Below are 20,058 nucleotides of genomic sequence, written 5' to 3'. Positions count from 1 at the left end.
ATTTTACTAAGGCTTGTAATTATAATGTCTGAATATTTCCTGCATGCTCACGGGTTTTCCTCCATTCAATTTACTTTTCTGTGCGGCTTCAATGAAAGCGCAGATCTCTAATGTTTCTGCTGCCTGTACGGGTGGCGTGCCTGTTTCAAAAAACAAGATGATCTCATTTAACAGGCCTTCGTAGGAATAAGCACCATAGGTAGCATTGCCATTCTCGCCAAAGATGGTGCCACCGTATAGTGCTTTACCGGCGCGGGTTCCCCTGAAGGTACCTATCCGGCCGTCTTCCCAGACGCCTACCACAACGTCCATATTATCCTGGTAAAAACGTGTTACGGTTTTGCAACCGGTGCCCATGGCAGTGAACAACATTTCTACGCCGTGAATACCGTACCAGTAAAAGTCGATATGTGTTTTTTCCAGTTTAGCGGGGCTGTAAGCATCCGCCCCAATGATCTTGCCTATCTTCTTACCGCTCTTTACCTCTTCCATGCCTGCAGTAAAACGAAGGGAAGAAGAAGAGAAAACGGGTACATTATTTTCTTTGGCTGCTTTGAAGATGCCGATGGCGTCTTTCATGCTATTGGCCAGTGGTTTGTCGATGAATACTTTTTTGCCGGCTTTGATCACTTCCATAGCCTGTGCATAATGCATGCGGCCATCATTTGTTTCCAGCATTACCACATCTACCTGGCTGAGCATTTCAGCAATGGAAGCGGTGATCTGCACACCTTTTGCTTTTACCTGGTTGATGTAATCCGGAATCCTGCTGGCACTGGTTTCTATGTCTTTACTGCCGTAAGGATAAGCGGCCACTACTTTATATCCTTTGAACTTATCTCCTGCTTCCGGGCTATTCAGCAGATTGGTGAAAGCGACGCTGTGAGAAGTATCCAGCCCAATGATGCCAATTCGTTTTCCTGTTTCTGCGGTTGCAGATGAGGTGGCAAATGCCTGGAAAGGCAACTGGGAAAGCATGCCTGCACCGATGCCTGCAAATAATGTCTGTTTAATGAATTGTCTCCTCGGATGATTCTTTTGCATCGTTATAAGCTGTTTAGTGAAAGGCTCCGTTTACGTACCCGTAAAATACACAAAAATTAATAATGTACTTATAAAATATTCCGGTGTTACTTAATAATTGTAAAACTTGTAATTCTCCCGTGTGATGATATCAATTGGCATAAAAGTGACCTTCTCTACTGGTGCGGAAACCGCCGCCAGATGCTGATAGATGGTCATTACCCCTTTATAGGCCTGTTCCAGTGGTTTCTGGCAGATCAGGAAATCGATCACTCCCTTTTCTATGTATTCAATATTCTCGTTTACAAAGTCGTAGCCCACCAGGATCACTTTTCTGTCCAGGTCTTTTACAAATGCGGCCACATTGGATACCCTGGAATTAGTGACGAACACTACTTTGATACCCGGGTTTTCCTTGAAAACATTGGACAGTCCTTTTTCTATGGATTTAGGATCTGTTTTGTTGATATTGATCTTCAGGATCTTGTTATCCCAGCGGTGGGTACGGAAATAGTTCCTGAAACCTTCTTCTTTCTTCAACAGATGGTGCTGATCGTCCAGTTCTTTGGAGATGTTTACGATCAGGATACTGTCGTTCTTCCCGATCAGGTAACTGATGAGGTGTGCAGACAAGTTACCGCTGGCATTCAGGTTAGGGCCAATGTAGGCCAGGCTGCCTTCTGCCGGGAGGTCTGAATCTATCAGCACATACGGGATGTTCTGTTTCTGGCACTTCTGTACAAAACTCACGGATTCTTCAATAAAAGAGGGTGCCAGCAGGATACCGTCCGGTTTGCTTTTCAGCAGCAGGTTTGCCTGGTGCTGGAAAGAGGAAATGGAATCCTGGTCATAAAAGAACTTCTCTAATACTACGCCATACTGGCTTATTTCCGCAGAAGCGGTATCTATTCCTTTCAGCGGGCCTTCCCAATAGCTGGTTTCTTTGGACCGCTGGGGAATGAGGGTAGCTATCCTGAACTGTTTTGCCAGGGCCAGGCGCCGCGCGTGGATATTAGGCTGGTAGTTTAATTCCTTGATAATATCCAGGATCTTCTCTTTCGTTTTCTTCGCAATGCCTGTTCTGTCGTGGATCACACGATCTACTGTTGCAATGGACACATTGGCCCTCCGGGCAATTTCCTTGATACCAGACAGCTGGTTATTCTTATTGTCTTTATTTGATAGTTTCATGGTTAATGGTAGTTAACGGCAAAATTAACATAATTACGTGTACGCTCCCAACCTGGGGTTAATACATGAAAGTATCATTCCTTCTCAAATAAAGCAAATTTATAACTTCAGGAACCTGCTGGCGTTGCCGGAACAGAACAAAGCCCTGTCTGCCTCGCTGGCTTCTTCCTTGCGTAATGATTCAATCCGCAACAGGCCGGTGTAATAATCCAGTACCGGGAAGTGGGTACCGAAAGCGAAACGCTCTTTTCCGAACCGTTTGAAAACGTTGGGGAAATTAACGATATGGCGGCCGGAGGTATCGAACAGTACATTGGTGTTTTTGATCAGTGCTTCTTCTTCCGGTGTGAGGGCTATGCCTGTGGCCAGGTTCAGCAACATATATTTGGCATCGGGTACTGCTTTTAGCAATGGCAGGTAATCTTTCAATCCCCATTCCGTTGGCAGGTCCATCCAGGAACGCTGGCGCACATCCACGATGCGCATGGTGAGGGCAATGGCCACATCTTTATCCCTGGCCATTTTCACCAGTTCTATCAGATTAGGATCGTCAATGGCATAATCATGATACCCGGGAAATACACGGATACCTTTCATTCCAAACTGTTCCACACATGTTTTGAAATCATCTTTCCAGCCAGCGTAGATGGGATTGATGATGCCGAAAGGCAGGAAACGGTTCTTGTATGCTTTCTTTGCACGTATTTCCTCATACAGTTCTTCGTTGGCAGACTGGGTATTCTTGTAGAATATGCCATGAAGATTGGTGACGACGGAAAGATCCACACCGTATTCATTCATCCTTTCCAACAGGCCGTCACAATTATTACTATGCAGGCGTTTGAAAGGCCAGTGGCCTACAAATGAATTTATATCAATTAACATGATAGCCTCCTTTTTTCAGGATGTTATTATAATTATCGAAGAAGATCTTCTTTTTCTGTTCCTCTGTTAAACGAGCGTCCATGATCTTACCTACGGACTGGTAATACATATTGTCCGAACCAAAGAACACTCTGTCTATACCCAACGTGGCTACTGCAAACTCCACCATGTTGTTTTCGTTGTTACTGCCGGAAACATCCACATATACATTGGGGCTGTTGCGTAAAGCTTTGCAGGCATATTCCCAATCGGGGCCGCCGCCTGTGTGTGCATACTGGAACATGGCCTCAGGGTACCTGGCTGCTATGTCCACAAAGTTTTCAGGAATGGAAGCCATTGGCTTTATCTTCTGATCGTACTTCATACGGTAACCGGCAATACCCAGTGTAGCTTCCGCATGCATCAGCATGATCATTTTCAGGTCTATCAGTTTTTCCACGATCGGGTAGAATAAAGGATCATTGATCTTTACCTGGTAATACACTTTCACGCCCACCATTCCTTCTCCCACGCAACGTTTGATCTCTTCCAGCGATTCCTTTCCGTATTGCGGATTGAGGGTAAGCATGCCCGCCAGTTTATCCGGGTATTTCTTCATGGCTGCCAGGATCACATCATTACAGGCGCGGAATTCATCCGGCGTGCCCAATCCTCTTGTAACAGGTTTTGAAAGGAACATCTTCTCTATTCCCAACCTGTCTGCAAAATCAACATTTACTTCCGGCAGGTCAGCAGAGAGGCCCAGATGCACATGCGCATCTAATTTCCTGTACGAAAACATCTTTTTGATCCGGCCTTCCGGTGAACTGAGCTGGGTGGTGGCAGCAGCTTCTGCTTCCGCTGATGCCAGCATGCTACTGCCCAGGATGATCCCGGAGGCAGATACAGCCATGTTCCTGACGAAGTTCCGCCTGTCCATTGAATTTGACATGTTTGCTATTTTTAAGAAATGAACATCTCTTCATAATGGCGGGGCACTCCAAAAATGCCACCGCTGGTGTTGTAAAAATCCTCGTCCAGTTCAAATATCCCCTTCTTTCGCTGCATCCAGGATGCGCCTGCCAATTGCTGGTAAGCGATCATCTTCTCCCAATTTTCATAGTTGAGGTCTCCGTTGGTTTCCATCAGTCCCATCCCTATAACGGGGAAGGGCGCTATTCTTGCTGCCAGGTTCTTATGCCATTCTACCAGTACGGGATTTACGGTGAGGTCTGCACAGAGGCAGGGAATATTCTTCTCCTGCGCAAAGGTGGCAATCTTCATGGACTGGCTCAATGTTTTTGCTATGCCTTTCAATACCAATGCGCTGTATCCCTGTGCTATCCTTTTCTCTGCATCAGCCACCACATGTACACTTTCGTCTGCAGCAATGCGGATGCCGAGGTCTCCTACATGTTCGTTATTGGATTCTACGAATGGTTCTTCATATACTAATACCTGGTCAAATGCGCCGATCTTCTTTGCATGGTCCAGGTACTTTATCAGTAGTGATTTCTTTTCGTACCGGCCGTTGGCATCCATTGTGTAAATGAGTTTGCCATTTGGCGTATGCGGTGTTCTGTAATCTTTCAGTGTCTGGTGGATCTGCGTCAGCCTTTCCATATCACGTTCCAGCATCACTTCCTGCGAACCCGGGAAACCGGTTTTAATTTTTATAACAAAGTAGCCTTCTTTCATAGCATTCACCAGGTTGCTCATGGGCATATCATATGGCACCTGGTACATAATGGCGATCCGCTTGTTATGATGTTGCAGTGCCCGCCGGTAGGGCGTTGGCACCATGGCATCAAAGGAAGTGAAGCCATTCTCTTTTGCGTATAATAACCAGGCAGCATTGTCTATGCTTACCAGGGCATTGTAGATAAAATTCTGATTCAGGTCTTTCTTTCCGGTCACCCGCACGGCTGCTTTTTGCAACGCGGGCATGATCTTTTCCATCAGTTCTACCGGATGCTGAAAGGGTGTTTCTTTTACCAGCTTCAAAGCTTCATTGACCAGCACGAACATCAGGGCATTACCGCCGGTTTCTGTATTATCCACAAACAGGTCCGCATCTGCGTAAAGGATACTTTGTGTTGCGATGCCAATGGCACTTTCACCGGAAGCAGACTTCAGTTTTGACACGGCCTGCCAGAGCTCAGAGAGATAACCTCCCTTAAAGCCAAAGGGGCCGTTCAGTTTCTCCCGTTCAAATTCTGCGCCCGTATGTACAACCCTGATCGTTTTCATGAATGGTTCCGTCTGTTTATCTATTGGCAGATTAAACATCATGGCCAGTAAGCCGGTATTTTTCACAAATCCTCTTCTGTCCATATACTGGTGTATGTATTAAAGCATGCTTCCACTTTTCTGATCAATGAACAGAATGGCATTTTCATGTTCCCTGAGTGCAGTTGCGGGGACGGATTCCCTTATTACTCCGTTCAGTGTATTGTACACTGCAACAGCTTTTGTAGGACCGGGCACAATGCAATACACAAAACGGGCGGCCATCAATGCCGGAATAGTTAATGTGATCGCATGTGTTGGTACATCTTCCAATGTGTCAAAACATTTATCATTCACCTGCTGTACTCTGCATACTTCATCCAGCTCTACTACTTTTACTTTGTATGGATCATTAAAATCTGCCACGGGCGGATCGTTGAATGCAATGTGTGCATTCTCTCCAATGCCCATGCATACAATATCTGTGGGATATTGCGCCAGCAGGGCCGCATATCTTGTTACATCTTCTTCGTTCCCGTTCAGGTAATGAACGGAGCGGAAGGGTACTTTACCAAATATGGCTTTATAGAGGAAACTGCCAAAACGCTCTGCTGCGCCTGTTTCCAGTCCAATGTATTCATCCATATGGAAAGCATTGATCCGTTCCCATTCCAATGGCGCTTTGCTGAATGCTTCCAGGAATTCGTTCTGTGATGGTGCCGCTGCAAAGATGATATTCACCTCCGGTTGAACGGCCAGCAGTTCCTGCACTTTTTCTACTGCACAACGGGCTGCATCTTTGCCAGACGTGGCACGATCTTCATACAGCCTTACTTCCAGTTTGTCTTTCTTAAATTTCCGTATCATGATTTCTTATATAAAAATTCACCCATTACCATCACGGCCTGCACATTGAAAGCACCATCACAAATGGTAATGTCTGCATCCAAACCTTCCGTTAACCGGCCTTTCCTGTTTTCCACTCCCAGTATGCGGGCAGGTGTGGATGTCATCATTTGTACGGCTTCATGTACCGGCACTTCTGCCATGGTCACCATGTTGCGTACCAATTGGTTCGCGGTGGCCACACTTCCTGCAAATGCAGTTCTGTCCGGCAGTTTTGCTACACCATCTTCAATGATCACTTTCATGCCGGACCTTCTGTTGCCCAGGATACTATCCCCTTCCGGCATGGCCGCACCCCGCATGGCATCTGTGATGAGTGCTATGCGGCCGGGGCCTTTTATTTTATAGATGAGTTTCAACAGCGGCGCAGGCAAATGTTTCCCGTCCGCAATGATCTCCACATCCATTTCATCGAGTAAAAAAGCGGTTTCTATCACCCCGGCAAAACGGAAAGCATTTCTGCGTGTAACAACGGACATGCCGGAATATAAATGTGTGGCCAGTGTGTAACCGTTCTTAAATCCTTCCAGCGCTTCTTCATAGATAGCATCTGTATGTGCCAGTGAAGCCAGGATGCCATTTTTTACCAGGAAACGTGCAAATGCATTGGCACCTGGTAATTCTGGTGCAGCACTCCATCTTTTGATAGCGCCGTCCGCTGCTTTTGTGATCTCTTCATATTCCGCAGGATCCGGGTTACGAATAAATTCAGGATCCTGTGCGCCGCGCTGCTGCATGGAAAAATACGGGCCTTCCAGGTGCATGCCCAGGAATTGTGCGCCGGTTTTATTTTTGGCGGCGGCACGCTGGTAACATTGTACTGTTTCCAGGATGCCTGCTTTGTCACTTGTAAGAGTGGTGGGCAGCATGGCTGTTGTGCCATATTGCAGATGTGTGGTGGCTATTTTTTCAAAGCCATCCTCATCACCATCCATAAAATCATGGCCACCGCCACCGTGTACATGGATATCAATAAAACCGGGCATCACGTAGTTGCCATTTGCATCCCACTCTTCTGCTCCTTCTGCTGTTATATTCCCTTCCTGCACTGCCACAATTTTATCACCCCTGATGAGTATTGATCCGTTCGGGATCACTTTAGCAGGTGTAACAATGCGGCCGTTATAGATCTTTCTTAATTTCATTCCTCTTTATTGAATAGCTACTTTTCCTTCACTTCTGCTGGTTGACCAATGCCTGATGCGATGACCGTAAATAGCGTAGAACATCAGGTAAGCATAACAAGGGATCAATACCCAGTAAGCTTCCCTGAGACCACGTGTATCTGCCAGCAATCCATAGATCTGCGGGAGGATGGCATTACCACACAATCCCATGATCAGTACGGATGCACCTATTTTTGTAAACTTGCCCAAACCATCCAGCGCCAGGGGCCATATGCCTGCCCAGATCAATGAGTTGGCAAGACCCAGCAATACGATGAACCAGATGGAAACATCTGCGTTATGCCCAAGGAAATTCACCTGCCCTTTTGTGAAAATAATGAGCAATGAAAAGATGGTTCCCAGGATGGTGCAAACGCGCAATGCATTCACCTGGCTGATGAAGCGGGGAATAATAATGATCCCTATCAAGTATCCGCAAATGGTGCAGAACAAAGTATAAGAAGGAAATACTTTTGCTTCCAGCAGGGAGATGTTCATTGAACCTGCATAACCGATAATGGTATCTATGGCAATCACCTGGGTACCTACATGCAAAAATATAGCGATGGCACCCAGCACCAGGTGCGGGAACTGCATGATCTTTGACTTGCCTTCATTCGCACGTTGCTGTTCCGGCGATTCTTCATCTGTATCAATATCCGGCAACGGAGAAAAGCGGATCATGAGGCCCAGCAGGAAAAGGAAAATACCTACACAGATGTAAGGTACTATTACCCGGCTGATCAGTTCATCCAATGCTGCCGCTTTCTGGATAGCATCCATCGTTGGCAGCTGTTTAAACAGGTCTGTATCCGTAGCTTTCAGTACCACTGCTGCAAAGATCAGTGGCGCCAGGATACCTGCTGCTTTATTGCAAATACCCATGATGCTGATCCGCTGTGCCGCTCTTTCCTTTGGCCCTAATATGGTGATATAAGGATTGGCGGCCGTTTGCAGGATAGCAAGCCCTGTGCCCAGTATGAACAATGCAGCCAGGAAAATGGCATAGGTGCGTGTAGCCGCTGCCGGTACAAAGAGGAATGCCCCCACTGCCATGATCCAGAAGCCCACCATCATTCCTTTCTTAAAACCCGTTGCCTTCAACAGATAGGAAGCGGGCACGGACATAATAAAATAGGAAATGTAGAAAGCAAACGTAACCAGGTATGCCTGTGAATGACTTAACTCGCAAGCTATCTTGAAATACGGGATCAGGATAGCATTCACCCATGATACGAATCCAAACATGAAGAACATCACGCCGATGATGGCAATGGAAATCACCACCTGCTTACGGCTGAGTGATTCAACGGAAATTTTTGCGCTTTTACTCATTCGTCATTTTTTTAATCAGGGTGTGATGGTCAGATCGATCTGCTTCACCACTGTTTTTACTCCGTCCTTATTATGGTTATAAGCTATGAAATAAACTTTATAATTTCCAGGAGTTTTATAAGTATAAATGTATTCATCCACAGCATCCGTATTGATGCCCTTCACAGAAATAGCCCTGTCCGGCCCCAGGCTTACGGTATCCCCCTGAAGCGGTTTTGAGATCACCCATGTTTCTGTCAGCGGATCATTGTAAGGGCTTGCCGGATCGTATGGAACGAACACGGGAACCCTGGCTGATGGCTGGTACGTTGGGCTGCCAGGAATATAGATAGCATTATTAGGATCGTAGACAGAATAATTAGGATTGTAGATGGAATCAGTTGGATTCTTATACTTGTTTCCCAGCAAAGTGGCCCTGGATGCAATAATGGTATTCTGTGCAGGTGCATCTAAAGGAAACTGGTTGATGGTTCTGAAACCGATCGTTTCCTGATCTGCAATCAGCAGTTCTTTTGCTCCTACAAAGGGTGCTTTGCTCCTTACTGCCATGTTCTGAACCCACCATACCCGCGCGAGGCCATTTACGGCCTGGGGTTTAGTAATGTATTTAATGCCGAGGTAAACGGGTTTGTCCGAATCTATCCAGGTGCTGATATCCAGTTTACCGGAGGCTACGTTGGTAGTGGTTGTAGTAGCCAGCGCGAAATTGCTGGTTATATCCGTCCAGGCTGCTGCTTTTACGCTGGCAAAATCATTCTGGCCATTGTAGTTGTCTGACAGCCAAAAAGAAATCTGACCTGTTTGCGTACCGGTGCCGGCCAACTGGGTACCAAAATCCAGTGTTGCTCCTTTACCGGTGATCACTATTTTACGATCGTCTTTAAACACGTAATCGTTAAACCCTTCTCCTGAATACAAGGAGATATTATCCTGTATGCCGGAGATAGTGAAAGTTACCGGTTCATTTACTTTAAAGGTTGTTTTCGTGACTTTTACATCGAATGCCGGATCTTCCAGATCACCCAGCTTATCGGTGCATGCGCCCAAAACAAGGCCCATGCATATTAACCACAAGAATTTATGTTGCATGTCTTTATTTTTTTAGGTGATTACCAACCGGTGTTCTGTACCATTTTATTATTCGTCACCATTTCAGCACTGGGAATGGGGAGGAACAAATGTTTCGGCACTTCCATGTTGGAATAATAGGAGATGAAAACATTACCGGGAATATCTACTGTCATAATAGATGCCATATCGCGGTGTGTTTGTTCATATATTTCCCAACGTACCAGATCTGACCGGCGAATGTTCTCAAAGTTGAGTTCCCGCAGGCGTTCATCCTGGAGGAATTTCCGGAATGTTTCTTTGGATGCAGTGAATGCAGGTTTTACATCTGCATCTTCCGGTACCCAAATGGTAGCAGTTGCCTGTGCGCCTGTTCCCCCTCCACCACTTAAGGTGACTGTTGGTGCAGCTGTATATTTACCTGCCTGGAAAAATTCAATGCCTGTAGCGTCCCTGTCCAGATCTATTTTGGTTACCACACCTCCTGCAACTGTAGCCTTTGCTGTAGCGGAGCTTCCATTACCGGCAGAGATGGTTACTGTTGGTGCTGTGGTATATCCGCTGCCGCCATTTGCAACGATGAAACTCTTCACTCCGGTAGACCAGCCTCTGCGCCTTACCTGGTTAACCAGGCCCACTGCTTCTGTGGTAGGGCCCTGTAATTCGTTCAAAGCTTCTGCATACATGAGCAACACATCTGTATACCGCAACAACTGCACATTGATGGGTGAACGGGTAGCATATTTAGGGATCTGTGTTTCAAACTCTCTTCTGAACTTGCCTGGTGTTCTTGAGTATTTGGTAGCTTCCAGCGGAATCTCAGCGATCAATGTTTTCACACCACTGGCGGCAGGTAATGCAGCATAATTGAAAAACGGGATATTCCAGAACTTTCTCAGGTCACCGGCTTCATAGCTATTGTACAACTTGGCGGTATAGGTCATATATCCATCTGACCTGCCCGTGTTGGTATTGGGAGTAGAAATGCCATTGATCCATCCATTCCTGCCGGTTTCTGCGTACGCTTCTGTTCCGTTACCAATGAATTCAATTTCCCAGATGCTTTCTTTGATATCATATTTCTCCGAGGCGAGCGTGATGAAGATGTTGGAATAACTTGGATTCATGCGGTGTGCTGCCAATCCGTCTTCCATTATTTTCTTTCCCCAGTTGAGCACTTCCTGGTAACGTGTTACATCTTTCAGGGGGAAACCTGCCATATACAGGTTCACACGCATCAGCATACCGCGAATAGCAGATTTTGAAACACGGCCGCCAAAACCATAACTGCTGATATCTCCAACAAGCGGTTCCGCCTCTGTCATATCTTTCACTATCTGATCATATACTTCTTTGATGGTATTTTTGGGAATATGTACATCTATAGCGGACTTAACTGATCCCAGCTTCAGCGGAACTCCGCCAAAATTCTGTACTAGCAAAAAGTGAAAATAAGCCCTGAGGAAAAGTGCTTCTCCTTTAACGGTATTTCTTTTCACCTCCGGAATGGCAGGATTGTTATTTACACTTTCCAATAAGGAGTTAGCCCTGTTAAGGCCATTGTAACATTCTCTCCAAAATGCCAATATGTATTGATCACCAGGGACATGGTTCAGGCGGAAGGCTCCCACCGGAATGGAAGAACGGTTCATAAAACCTTCATCTCCGGACCAGCCCAAGAGGTAAAGTGCGTTATTACCATATATACCATCTGCACCCAGGCTGGAATAAACGGCAGCCAGTGCATAATCCAGTTCTGCTTCTGTTTTATAATAACCTCCCGGGAAGAGAGCATCTTTTGGTTTTGTATCCAGGAATTTGTTACAGGACCCTGTTAATATTGATATAAAACTCAACAAAATGAAATATTTGATTTTCATACTTGAGATTTTAAGCGAGGTTTAGAAATTAGCTTTCAGGCCAAAGGTGATGGTCCTTGCCTGCGGATAGGCAGAGTAATCATAACCGGGTGTAAGAACGCCACCCCGGGTAGATACTTCAGGATCAAGCCCTGTGTACTTTGTCCACGTAAAAACGTTCTGCATGGCCACATTCAGGGATAAGCCTGTCATGAATGCTCTTTTGATGATCTGCTGCGGCAATGCATAATCCAGGGACAATGTTTTCAGGCGCAGGTAGGATCCATCTTCCAGGTATTTGGTAGAATGATACCCGATCGGCCCTTCTCCACCTGCTCTGAAATTTTCATTGGTCTGGTTCTCAGGACTCCATCTGTTTACGTAACTCGCAAACTGATTCATGTTCCTTCTGCCATTGGTATTTCCTTCAAAAGTGATGCGATTGGCATTGTAGATATCATTGCCATAAGACCATTGAAAGAAAACGTTCAGGCTAAATCCTTTGTAGCTGAAATTATTTACAAAGCCACCGTAATGAATGGGGAGGCCTCTGCCAATGATGGTTTTATCATCTGCATTCACAATACCATCTCCATTCAGGTCTTTGTATTTGATGTCTCCCGGTAGTATCACATTACGTGCTTTACCATTAGCGGGTACCTCTGCTTTCAGGAGGTAAACCCCGGGAGCCGGACTATCAAAATCACTGTACTGGTAATTTCCTTCCCAGATATATCCTACCATCATGCCAGCAGGCTGACCAATGGTAGCGGTGTAAAGGTTATCACTATAGTTTACGTCTGTAGCAACTGCATTGTCCAAAGAACGTTGCCCTTCTGTAAGCCCGAGTACTTTATTTCTGTTGAAGGTAATGTTGACACTGCTTTCCCATCTGAAGTCTTTTGATTCAATAACACGTGCATTCAGCGAGAACTCAAATCCTTTGTTCTCCATCTTCCCGATATTCTTATAGGCAGTGGCGAAACCTGCGGTGGGTGGCAATTGTGCATTCAGCAGCAGGTGATCTGTTGTCTTTTTATACACGCCTGCTGTTAACTCTATCCTGTTCTTGAACAACCCAAGTTGATAATCGACGTCCATGGAAGTGGTTGATTCCCAGGTCAGATCCTCATTACCCAGGTTATTCTGGTATACAGCCAGCAATGGTGTGCCGTTATTAAAGGAGTATCCGGAGATAGAGGTAGTGAGTTGTGAAATATAACTGAAGTCTCCCACCCTGTCATTTCCTAATATCCCATAACTACCTCTGATCTTTGAAGTACTGATCACGGGATGGTCCTTCAGGAATGCCTCGTTGTGCATATTCCAGGCAGCAGAAGCTCCGGGGAAATATCCCCATCTGTTTTTGGGTGCAAATTTGGAAGAACCATCCGCCCGGAAATTGACGGTGATCAAATAGCGGGAATCATAATTGTAATCGATCCTTCCACCAAAAGAATTACGGGTATTATAAGAAGTAGTTGCAACGGGGTTATAAGGAATTCCCTCATTTAGCCCTGCAATACCCAGGCTTTCATTTGGCAATAGTTTGGAAGAGAAACCATCAGACCTGTATACTGTTTTTTGCAAACTTATCAGCCCAAGCGCAGCGATCGTGTGTTTCTTATTGAATGTCTTATTATAGGTAAGGGTATTTTCGCTGGACCAGCTATTGATAAAATTATGCGCAAGGGAGCCATTGATCCCTTCATTGTTGTTAGGATTGGAAGGGCTTCCTTTACTTGTTTTTGAATTGTAGAACCTTTCCGCCGTTCCGCTGGTTTTCCTGATCCCGCCTCCCAGTTTCAGTACGAGACCATCTATGATATCCACACTCACACTTCCCAAACCTTCCAGCACGCCGGTGTAATCATACTGATATTGATTCTGCAGATCTATAACAGGATTGATCCTGAAATCGCTGGCATTTACGGCATCTCCATCTGCCTCTTCTGCCAGCAGGTCCTCACCGGTATCAGGGAAACCGATAGGCCTGTATGCCCATGTACGGAACATCACGTAGCTGGAAGTGTTACCGGTAGGCGTACTGTTGATCACCTGGCCCCATTGCGTAACGTCTGAATAACCAGCGGTGAAGTTTGCCCTGATACGGTTACTGATGGTATGATCCAGCGTCATCCTGGCGGTGTATCTTTTGAGCCCGGTATTAATTACAACACCCTGCTGATCAAAGAGGGAACCTGAAATGGAATATTTCGTCTGTTCGTTTCCACCTCTCACAGCAAGGTTGTAGATATTTATCTTGCCTTGTGTGAAAACGTGGTCCTGGAAATTTACGCCTTCCACGTTTTTGTAATCATCCAGTGTTTTACCCCCTGCAAGATAGCGCCATCCTTCACCGCCGGTAGGAAACCTTTCCAGCTGATACCTGATGTACTCGTAGGGGCTCATGAGTTCTATCTCTTTTCTTCCCGTCTGGAAACCACTGGAAGCACCTAAAGACACAACAGGCCTGCCAAGTTTGCCTTTTTTAGTTTGGATCAGTACTACGCCGTTGGCAGCTCTTGATCCATAGATGGCAGTTGAAGATGCATCTTTTAAGATGGTCATCGATTCAATGTCGTCCGGGTTCAGGGTGGCAGGATCGAAATCGTCCGCAGGGAAACCATCTATCACATACAAAGGCTGAACGCTGTTTGTGAGTGATCCGGCTCCGCGGATAACAATGTTCACAGCACCTCCGGGCTGACCATCATTACTGGATACCTGTACACCAGCTACACGACCGGCGAGTGCTTCTGCAAAAGATCCAACTGGCGCTTTGGACATATCTTTTACATTCACTACGCTTACTGAACCGGTGAGGTCCCTTTTTCTTACGGTGTTGTAACCGATCACCACTACTTCTCCCAAAGCTTCTTCCTTGGGGATCATGGTGAGGTTGACAATAGCACGGCCATTCACCTTTAACTCAGTTGTTTCCATACTGAGGAAGGAAAAGATGAGTACGTCCGTTGGTCCGGCATTGATGGAATACCGGCCATTGTCATCTGAATAAACTTTACGGTTGGTGCCCTTCACGGCGATCGTTACGCCGGGCATTGAGAGATTTGTTCCTGTTTCCAGTACCCTTCCGGTTACTACAGGTGACGTTTGCGTTTGCGTCTGTGCCTTTGACAGTAGCGGCATCAGCGCAATGAATGACAATGCAAATAGAAGTGCGGCTTGAAGGAAATTACACTTTCGTTCCATAGCAGAATAGTTGTTTTAAGTAAATGTTGGCCTTACTACTACGGGTACGTACACGACAATGAATGCAAGATGAATAGACTAAGACGGTTAGATATTGCGTATTGTAATAATGGCTGGACCAAAAATGAATTCCTTATCTGTTTAACCCTTCTCTGATAATGTTATATTTTGCAGCATTCCTCACCGGATCCTGGTGACAGTAGATCAGTACTCCGTCAGCGTATTGTTTGCTGAAAGCAAGTACATCTTTCACATAATCCGCTGTTGATTCACCTAATCTTGAATGGCCTGTTGCATATATATCTACGAATACCGGGAGATCTTTTCTGAATAGTTTACGGATGGCTGCTATCTCTGTTTCCACCAATGCGGGATTGGTTAAGTTATCTCCGGCAGACTGCGCTCTGTAAGGAAATAAAATACCATCCAGCAGATCCCCATAATTAGCAGCGAGGGTTGGATTGATCTGGCGGTAATAGATACAGGGTACAAATGCCAGGTTCGGATTGATCGCTCTTGCACCTTTCAGGCAGGAATCCGTGTATGACCTTGTAAAAGTTTTCAGGTTGTGTGCAAAGTCGTCTATACTCCAGGCTACCAGGTTTGGATATTTTACACTCAAACGTGCGATAGCGGTAGCCCAGGTTTTGTAATCCATCTGATAGGGCTCAGAGGAACGTTTTGCAATTGGTTTTGATTCACTGGGTGGCACCAGGCTTACCCATACTTTCAAGCCCTGTTTTTTTGCCAGGGGGAGGAAGATCTGGAGATCGTCCCAATCATTTTCATTCATCCAGATCAGCCAGTTGTAGGTGGTGGCGTTGATCTCTTTCAGTTCTGCCAGTAGTTGAGTTTGGTTGACACGTCCACCAGGGAGGCGTGGTGGCGCAGCGTACGTCCCATAGGTATTCTTCAGGGACTTGTCTGCAACCTGTTGTTGCGCGATCTTCCTGTTAGAACAGGCGGTGAGCGCCAGCAGGCAGGTGAAAAAAAAGAGTTTCTGTAGCATGTGAAAATATTTATTGCTTACTTACTAACGCCTACTTTTTGCATGACCTGCTGAATAGCAGTATTCACTTTCTTTTCCACGCTTTTACTGAAGGGGCCGGGCATGCCGTAATACATCATATTAGACACTGCCTCGTACCCTCCTTCTTCCAATATCTTTTCAGTAGGTATATAACAAACTACCTGGTTGCAATATCCCGCTACAAATAGTTGTTCGCCGGCATATCGCTTTTTTGCATTCAGGGAATAATCTACGACTGCTTCTCCGCTCAGGGACAGCAGGGTTAGTTTATTCCCGATGCGCATGGCCTGTACGGGATAGCTGTGATTGGAGATATCCCATCCTTTGTTGGAGGCTTCCATGATCAGCTTCGCTCTTCTCTTTTCGTACTTATTGCCATTCAATAATTCCTGTTGGATGGTTTCTGTTTTTACGGGCTCGTAAGGGAGCTCTGCTTTTACAAATGCGCTGCGCAATGGCGCGCCGACGTTCGTTGTTTTTCCACCAAGCACTTTTTCTACGGCTGTTGCCAGTTCCTGGCCATGTTGTTCCGCCAGTGCTATGGTGCCTCTCGGAGAGGGGTTCTGATCGCCGGCGCATCCAATGAAAAAGAGGGCGGTAGCGCCAGGATATTTCTTTTCCAGTTCAATCTGCGCATAACCCGCATAGTCTCCGCTTATAATATTATTGGTTCCTGTTAATGTTGTGTTGTGACAGGCATAACCGAACAGGATCGCTTTTTCTTTTCCCTGCGCATCTTTTGCAACGAGTACAGGTACATCATGATCTACATGATCCGCTCTGCCCGGAGCTTTGCGGCGATTGATGGCAAACTCTGCAGATCCGTTCCCATAACTGAGCTGCATGGGAGTTAAGCTCTGCATGGCCATATCTACTACCGCTACCAGTTTATCGGTAAGTCCCATCGCATATTTCGTAAAACCTTTGATGGCAGTGCTGTCATAATCTCCGATCATACTCAGCGCTGGCCAGATCATAGGGCCTGCATGTGTATGCGAGGAATTGAACATGATCTGCGAACGGGTGATACCGTATTTTGCCATGAGCCTTTGTGCCGCTGCTTCTGAAATAGCAGGTGTGAGGCCCAGTACATCTGTTGTAACAATAACGATCCTGTTGGAAGGATTCTCCTCTATCACCATGGCCTTAGCCCACAGATCGTGTGCTTTTTGCGTGGCCAGTGTGTCCCGCCCGGCATAACCAGTCAGCTGGAATGGTAAGTCCGGTGTGATCACGATCCTGCCTATACCTACTTTGATATAAGCGGCAGAAGCGATCTGCTGCAGCAACACGAGCCATATGAACAGGATATATTTCTTCATTATGCAGGATTCATGAGTGGATTAGGAATACTGATCAGGTCTGTAATTATTTTTCCATTCCTGTTAATACGTGCCAGGGTGTAGATGGTACCATCTGCTGCCACGGCAATTGAATTCACATACAGCGGCCGGTCTCCATTCTCGTAAAATATCGGACCATGGTCTGTATATTTTGCAGAAGGGATGTGGTAAGTAACCAGGTGCAGGTTCTCCAATCCTTTCGCAGCGCCTTTCGCAATCTGGTTAAGACCTCCTACCCTTTTACCATTCACATAGATAGGACCTCCTGTGAGGTAATAGATCGTTTCTTTATCCGGCCCCAGCTGAAAACCAAGGTATCCGTAACTGAACTGATCATACATACCGCTCTTCCGGGAAAGATCTGATGTGATCCTTTCTATCAATTCTATCTTCTGTGCAACGGGATCAAATTTGAAGAGGTAACCTGAATTACCATGCACACCGTAAGCCATTTCATCTTCTTCATGCCAGCAGATCTTACGCCAGTTGTATCCCATACTGCCGGGTTGCTCCGGACTGTATTTTCCAAAATAATCGATCCGCAGATCTACTTCTTCCAGTTTCTTCAGCTGTATCTTTTCCGGCGAATAGCTATAAATGTCGCCATCTGCTGTAGAGAAATAAGCTATACCACTCCGCGGGTCTACAAAGAGAGAGCGGCAGAGGGAACGGAAATCAGTTCCGGGTGTTCCTCCTTCTCCTTTCTCTGCGGTTGCACCCAACTGATTCAGCTCTCCTGAATCCACATTAAAATGGATGAAATTACCGGCAGGCCAGGAGATGCAATACACATTCCCACGCTCCACATCCATAGTCATAGACACGGCGCCTTCCCCGTTAGGGATGATGGCCAGGTCCTCAAATTTGCCGGTGCTCATATCGTAACACAGGATATGACCACCTTTGTACAACTTATAAGAGGCCGGTGCATTTACCGGCAGGCGGTCCATCCCATCTATCAATTCATAAAATCCCACGTGCGTGGAAAAATATAATTTAGTCCCTCTTTCAAAAAACTCCACATGGCTTTTTCCCTGTGAAATAAACTGCTCCCCTTTCTCACCACAGATCTCTGTGAGATCACCTAATAAGGTAGTGGTACCATTCTCCGGATCAAATACATAGATCCTTCCTGCCACATCGTGTTTTTCTGAGGACAATACGTAATACACTCTTCCGTCACCCGCTACTGTTATCGCATTGTAAGAGTCATGCGCAAACTCAAATCCGGAATCATATGTTTTGGCGATCAGTTTTTCTTCTTGTGCACTATAAGGCTCTAGTATGGATTGCTCACTTTTCTTTTCTACTTGCATGAATATTTTTTAAATCCTTTACTGATTAGATCTTGTCAGCGTTTTTGCTGATGTTTTTGATAACGGTTGCAATCCCTTCCATATCCTGACGGGAACCGAGCAGAACATTCTGCAGCAGCCAAACGGCGTCGTTACAGAGGTGTTCGTTTTCAGGGCAATTGTTGCGTTGTTTGTAATCTTCGAAGTCCAGCATTTTCCTGGAGTAGAAACTTTTATACACACGGGAGTTAAATGCGTCTTGCATGAACGCCTGGGTATGCATTACTTTGTAGCCGCCGGAACATGGCAGGCCTTCTTTGCGCAGGGCCTCCAGGAATTTTGCTCTGCTCAATCCCTTGAATTTCGCGGCATCGTAGCGGAAGGAATAGAGGTGGTATGCACCCTGTGTTACTTTGTCGTATAGTTTGATAGGCGTAATACCATCTATCTCTTTCAGCATAGAAGAGAGGTATTTCGCATTTTCATGGCGGGTTTTGGTTTGCTCCTCTACTCTTTTTAATTGTGCCAGTCCAATAGCTGCTGCGTATTCTGTTAACCTTATCTTAGAGGCTTTCATGAAACTATCCCCTGCCACGGCACCGGTGGAGGTACCATAAGCATAACCGAGGTTATGTGCGGCAAAACAATCGTCTATGAACTTTTCATTGTTAGATACAATAGCGCCGCCTTCACCGATGGGAAGGTTCTTGGAGTTCTGGAAGCTGAAACAGCCTGCGTCTCCAATAGATCCTACTCTCTTGTTATCATATTCCGCGAGGTGTGCCTGACAGGCATCTTCTATTACGATCAGGTTATGCTTACGGGCAATGCTCATGATCTTGTCCATGTCTGCGGGCAGGCCCAAAATATGCACTACCAGGATGGCTTTTGTGCGTTTGGTTATTTTGCTTTCCAGTTTTACAGGATCTATCTGATAGGTAGCCGGATCGATGTCTGCAAATACAGGCATGGCATTATTTGCCAGGATGGCCTGTACGGAAGCAATGAAGGTATAGGGAGTCGTTATCACTTCATCTCCTGCGCCAATGTCAAACCGATTGATAGCAGTGATCAATGCGTTTGTACCATTGGAAACAGTGAGACATCTTTTGGTGCCGATCGTAGCGGCCCATTTACTTTCAAACTCATCTACGAGTTTTGCACGGGACCATACACCACTGCGGATACTGTCCAGCAATACTTTTTCATCTTCGCTTTGCACCCACATTGGCCATTTTACCCAACTTGCGGCTGTCCACATAGGACTGCCACCCAGAATAGCGGGTGTACGGCTAACAGATGATGCAAACGAGCTATTGATTAGGCCAGATGCAAATAAGATCCCGGCTGTTCCTAATGAACCCTGCCGGATAAACTCCCTTCGTGAAGTGTGACCCATTTGAATGTGTTTATGATTTTGATAAAAGTTTTCTTTCAGGATGATGAAGGGCGTGCCCGCATCGCTTTAAAATAACTCCCTTTATTGTCCTATTCTGGTTGACCGTTAACGTACCCGAAAATAACAAAAAATATGAT

Annotated in this window: 15 protein-coding genes; all 15 read right to left on the bottom strand. The window is 45.9% G+C overall.

Annotated features, from left to right (window positions below; genetic code table 11):
• Positions 1-6 precede the first annotated feature (6 nt).
• Positions 7-1,044 (bottom strand): Gfo/Idh/MocA family protein, encoded by a 1,038-nt coding sequence (locus tag GFS24_RS24770; protein ID WP_153664362.1) that lies wholly within the window; start codon positions 1,042-1,044, stop codon positions 7-9.
• A gap of 90 nt (positions 1,045-1,134) precedes the next feature.
• Positions 1,135-2,214: a substrate-binding domain-containing protein gene (locus GFS24_RS24765; protein WP_153664360.1), complete on the bottom strand. Its 1,080-nt coding sequence runs from the start codon at positions 2,212-2,214 to the stop codon at positions 1,135-1,137.
• 99 nt (positions 2,215-2,313) lie between these two features.
• Positions 2,314-3,099, bottom strand: a complete 786-nt coding sequence (locus GFS24_RS24760) for an amidohydrolase family protein (protein ID WP_153664358.1) — start codon at positions 3,097-3,099, stop codon at positions 2,314-2,316.
• Positions 3,089-4,030, bottom strand: coding sequence for an amidohydrolase family protein (locus tag GFS24_RS24755; RefSeq protein ID WP_253906582.1), 942 nt, complete (start codon positions 4,028-4,030; stop codon positions 3,089-3,091). The genes GFS24_RS24760 and GFS24_RS24755 overlap by 11 nt, the downstream gene beginning before the upstream one ends.
• Before the next feature lie 11 nt (positions 4,031-4,041).
• Positions 4,042-5,412, bottom strand: a complete 1,371-nt coding sequence (locus GFS24_RS24750; RefSeq protein WP_153664356.1) for an enolase C-terminal domain-like protein — start codon at positions 5,410-5,412, stop codon at positions 4,042-4,044.
• Positions 5,413-5,427: 15 nt separating this feature from the next.
• The gene (locus GFS24_RS24745) at positions 5,428-6,174 is read right to left on the bottom strand and encodes a 6-phosphogluconolactonase (protein WP_153664354.1); all 747 of its coding nucleotides are present in this window, start codon (positions 6,172-6,174) and stop codon (positions 5,428-5,430) included.
• A complete protein-coding gene (nagA, locus tag GFS24_RS24740) occupies positions 6,171-7,358 on the bottom strand; it encodes an N-acetylglucosamine-6-phosphate deacetylase (RefSeq protein ID WP_153664352.1) in 1,188 nt (395 codons plus the stop codon). Before nagA ends, GFS24_RS24745 begins: the two co-directional genes overlap by 4 nt.
• Before the next feature lie 6 nt (positions 7,359-7,364).
• Positions 7,365-8,714 (bottom strand): sugar MFS transporter, encoded by a 1,350-nt coding sequence (locus tag GFS24_RS24735; RefSeq protein WP_153664350.1) that lies wholly within the window; start codon positions 8,712-8,714, stop codon positions 7,365-7,367.
• A gap of 15 nt (positions 8,715-8,729) precedes the next feature.
• Positions 8,730-9,803: a DUF5017 domain-containing protein gene (locus tag GFS24_RS24730; protein ID WP_153664348.1), complete on the bottom strand. Its 1,074-nt coding sequence runs from the start codon at positions 9,801-9,803 to the stop codon at positions 8,730-8,732.
• 20 nt (positions 9,804-9,823) lie between these two features.
• Positions 9,824-11,662, bottom strand: a complete 1,839-nt coding sequence (locus GFS24_RS24725) for a RagB/SusD family nutrient uptake outer membrane protein (RefSeq protein ID WP_153664346.1) — start codon at positions 11,660-11,662, stop codon at positions 9,824-9,826.
• 21 nt (positions 11,663-11,683) lie between these two features.
• Positions 11,684-14,854, bottom strand: coding sequence for a TonB-dependent receptor (locus tag GFS24_RS24720; RefSeq protein ID WP_153664344.1), 3,171 nt, complete (start codon positions 14,852-14,854; stop codon positions 11,684-11,686).
• 133 nt (positions 14,855-14,987) lie between these two features.
• Positions 14,988-15,863 carry a hypothetical protein gene (locus tag GFS24_RS24715; protein WP_153664342.1) on the bottom strand — a complete coding sequence of 292 codons (876 nt, stop codon included), beginning with the start codon at positions 15,861-15,863 and terminating at the stop codon, positions 14,988-14,990.
• 17 nt (positions 15,864-15,880) lie between these two features.
• A complete protein-coding gene (locus tag GFS24_RS24710; RefSeq protein WP_153664340.1) occupies positions 15,881-17,206 on the bottom strand; it encodes a neutral/alkaline non-lysosomal ceramidase N-terminal domain-containing protein in 1,326 nt (441 codons plus the stop codon).
• On the bottom strand, positions 17,206-18,543 hold the full coding sequence (locus GFS24_RS24705; RefSeq protein ID WP_153664338.1) for a hypothetical protein: 1,338 nt from the start codon (positions 18,541-18,543) through the stop codon (positions 17,206-17,208). Before GFS24_RS24705 ends, GFS24_RS24710 begins: the two co-directional genes overlap by 1 nt.
• Positions 18,544-18,568: 25 nt before the next feature.
• Positions 18,569-19,921 (bottom strand): DegT/DnrJ/EryC1/StrS aminotransferase family protein, encoded by a 1,353-nt coding sequence (locus GFS24_RS24700; RefSeq protein ID WP_153664336.1) that lies wholly within the window; start codon positions 19,919-19,921, stop codon positions 18,569-18,571.
• Positions 19,922-20,058 lie beyond the last annotated feature (137 nt).

The sequence above is a fragment of the Chitinophaga sp. SYP-B3965 genome, assembly GCF_009647655.1.
Taxonomy (GTDB): Bacteria; Bacteroidota; Bacteroidia; order Chitinophagales; family Chitinophagaceae; genus Chitinophaga.
This window is presented reverse-complemented; position numbering and strand designations above follow the sequence as displayed.

What these genes read in the sequence shown, in the direction of transcription:
- GFS24_RS24725 (WP_153664346.1), bottom strand. Translation starts at nt 11,662, where the DNA reads ATGAAAATCAAATATTTCATTTTGTTGAGTTTTATATCAATATTAACA.
- GFS24_RS24710 (WP_153664340.1), bottom strand. Translation starts at nt 17,206, where the DNA reads ATGAAGAAATATATCCTGTTCATATGGCTCGTGTTGCTGCAGCAGATC.
- GFS24_RS24755 (WP_253906582.1), bottom strand. Translation starts at nt 4,030, where the DNA reads ATGTCAAATTCAATGGACAGGCGGAACTTCGTCAGGAACATGGCTGTA.
- nagA (WP_153664352.1), bottom strand. Translation starts at nt 7,358, where the DNA reads ATGAAATTAAGAAAGATCTATAACGGCCGCATTGTTACACCTGCTAAA.
- GFS24_RS24715 (WP_153664342.1), bottom strand. Translation starts at nt 15,863, where the DNA reads ATGCTACAGAAACTCTTTTTTTTCACCTGCCTGCTGGCGCTCACCGCC.
- GFS24_RS24770 (WP_153664362.1), bottom strand. Translation starts at nt 1,044, where the DNA reads ATGCAAAAGAATCATCCGAGGAGACAATTCATTAAACAGACATTATTT.
- GFS24_RS24735 (WP_153664350.1), bottom strand. Translation starts at nt 8,714, where the DNA reads ATGAGTAAAAGCGCAAAAATTTCCGTTGAATCACTCAGCCGTAAGCAG.
- GFS24_RS24705 (WP_153664338.1), bottom strand. Translation starts at nt 18,543, where the DNA reads ATGCAAGTAGAAAAGAAAAGTGAGCAATCCATACTAGAGCCTTATAGT.
- GFS24_RS24765 (WP_153664360.1), bottom strand. Translation starts at nt 2,214, where the DNA reads ATGAAACTATCAAATAAAGACAATAAGAATAACCAGCTGTCTGGTATC.
- GFS24_RS24760 (WP_153664358.1), bottom strand. Translation starts at nt 3,099, where the DNA reads ATGTTAATTGATATAAATTCATTTGTAGGCCACTGGCCTTTCAAACGC.
- GFS24_RS24750 (WP_153664356.1), bottom strand. Translation starts at nt 5,412, where the DNA reads ATGGACAGAAGAGGATTTGTGAAAAATACCGGCTTACTGGCCATGATG.
- GFS24_RS24730 (WP_153664348.1), bottom strand. Translation starts at nt 9,803, where the DNA reads ATGCAACATAAATTCTTGTGGTTAATATGCATGGGCCTTGTTTTGGGC.
- GFS24_RS24745 (WP_153664354.1), bottom strand. Translation starts at nt 6,174, where the DNA reads ATGATACGGAAATTTAAGAAAGACAAACTGGAAGTAAGGCTGTATGAA.
- GFS24_RS24720 (WP_153664344.1), bottom strand. Translation starts at nt 14,854, where the DNA reads ATGGAACGAAAGTGTAATTTCCTTCAAGCCGCACTTCTATTTGCATTG.
- GFS24_RS24700 (WP_153664336.1), bottom strand. Translation starts at nt 19,921, where the DNA reads ATGGGTCACACTTCACGAAGGGAGTTTATCCGGCAGGGTTCATTAGGA.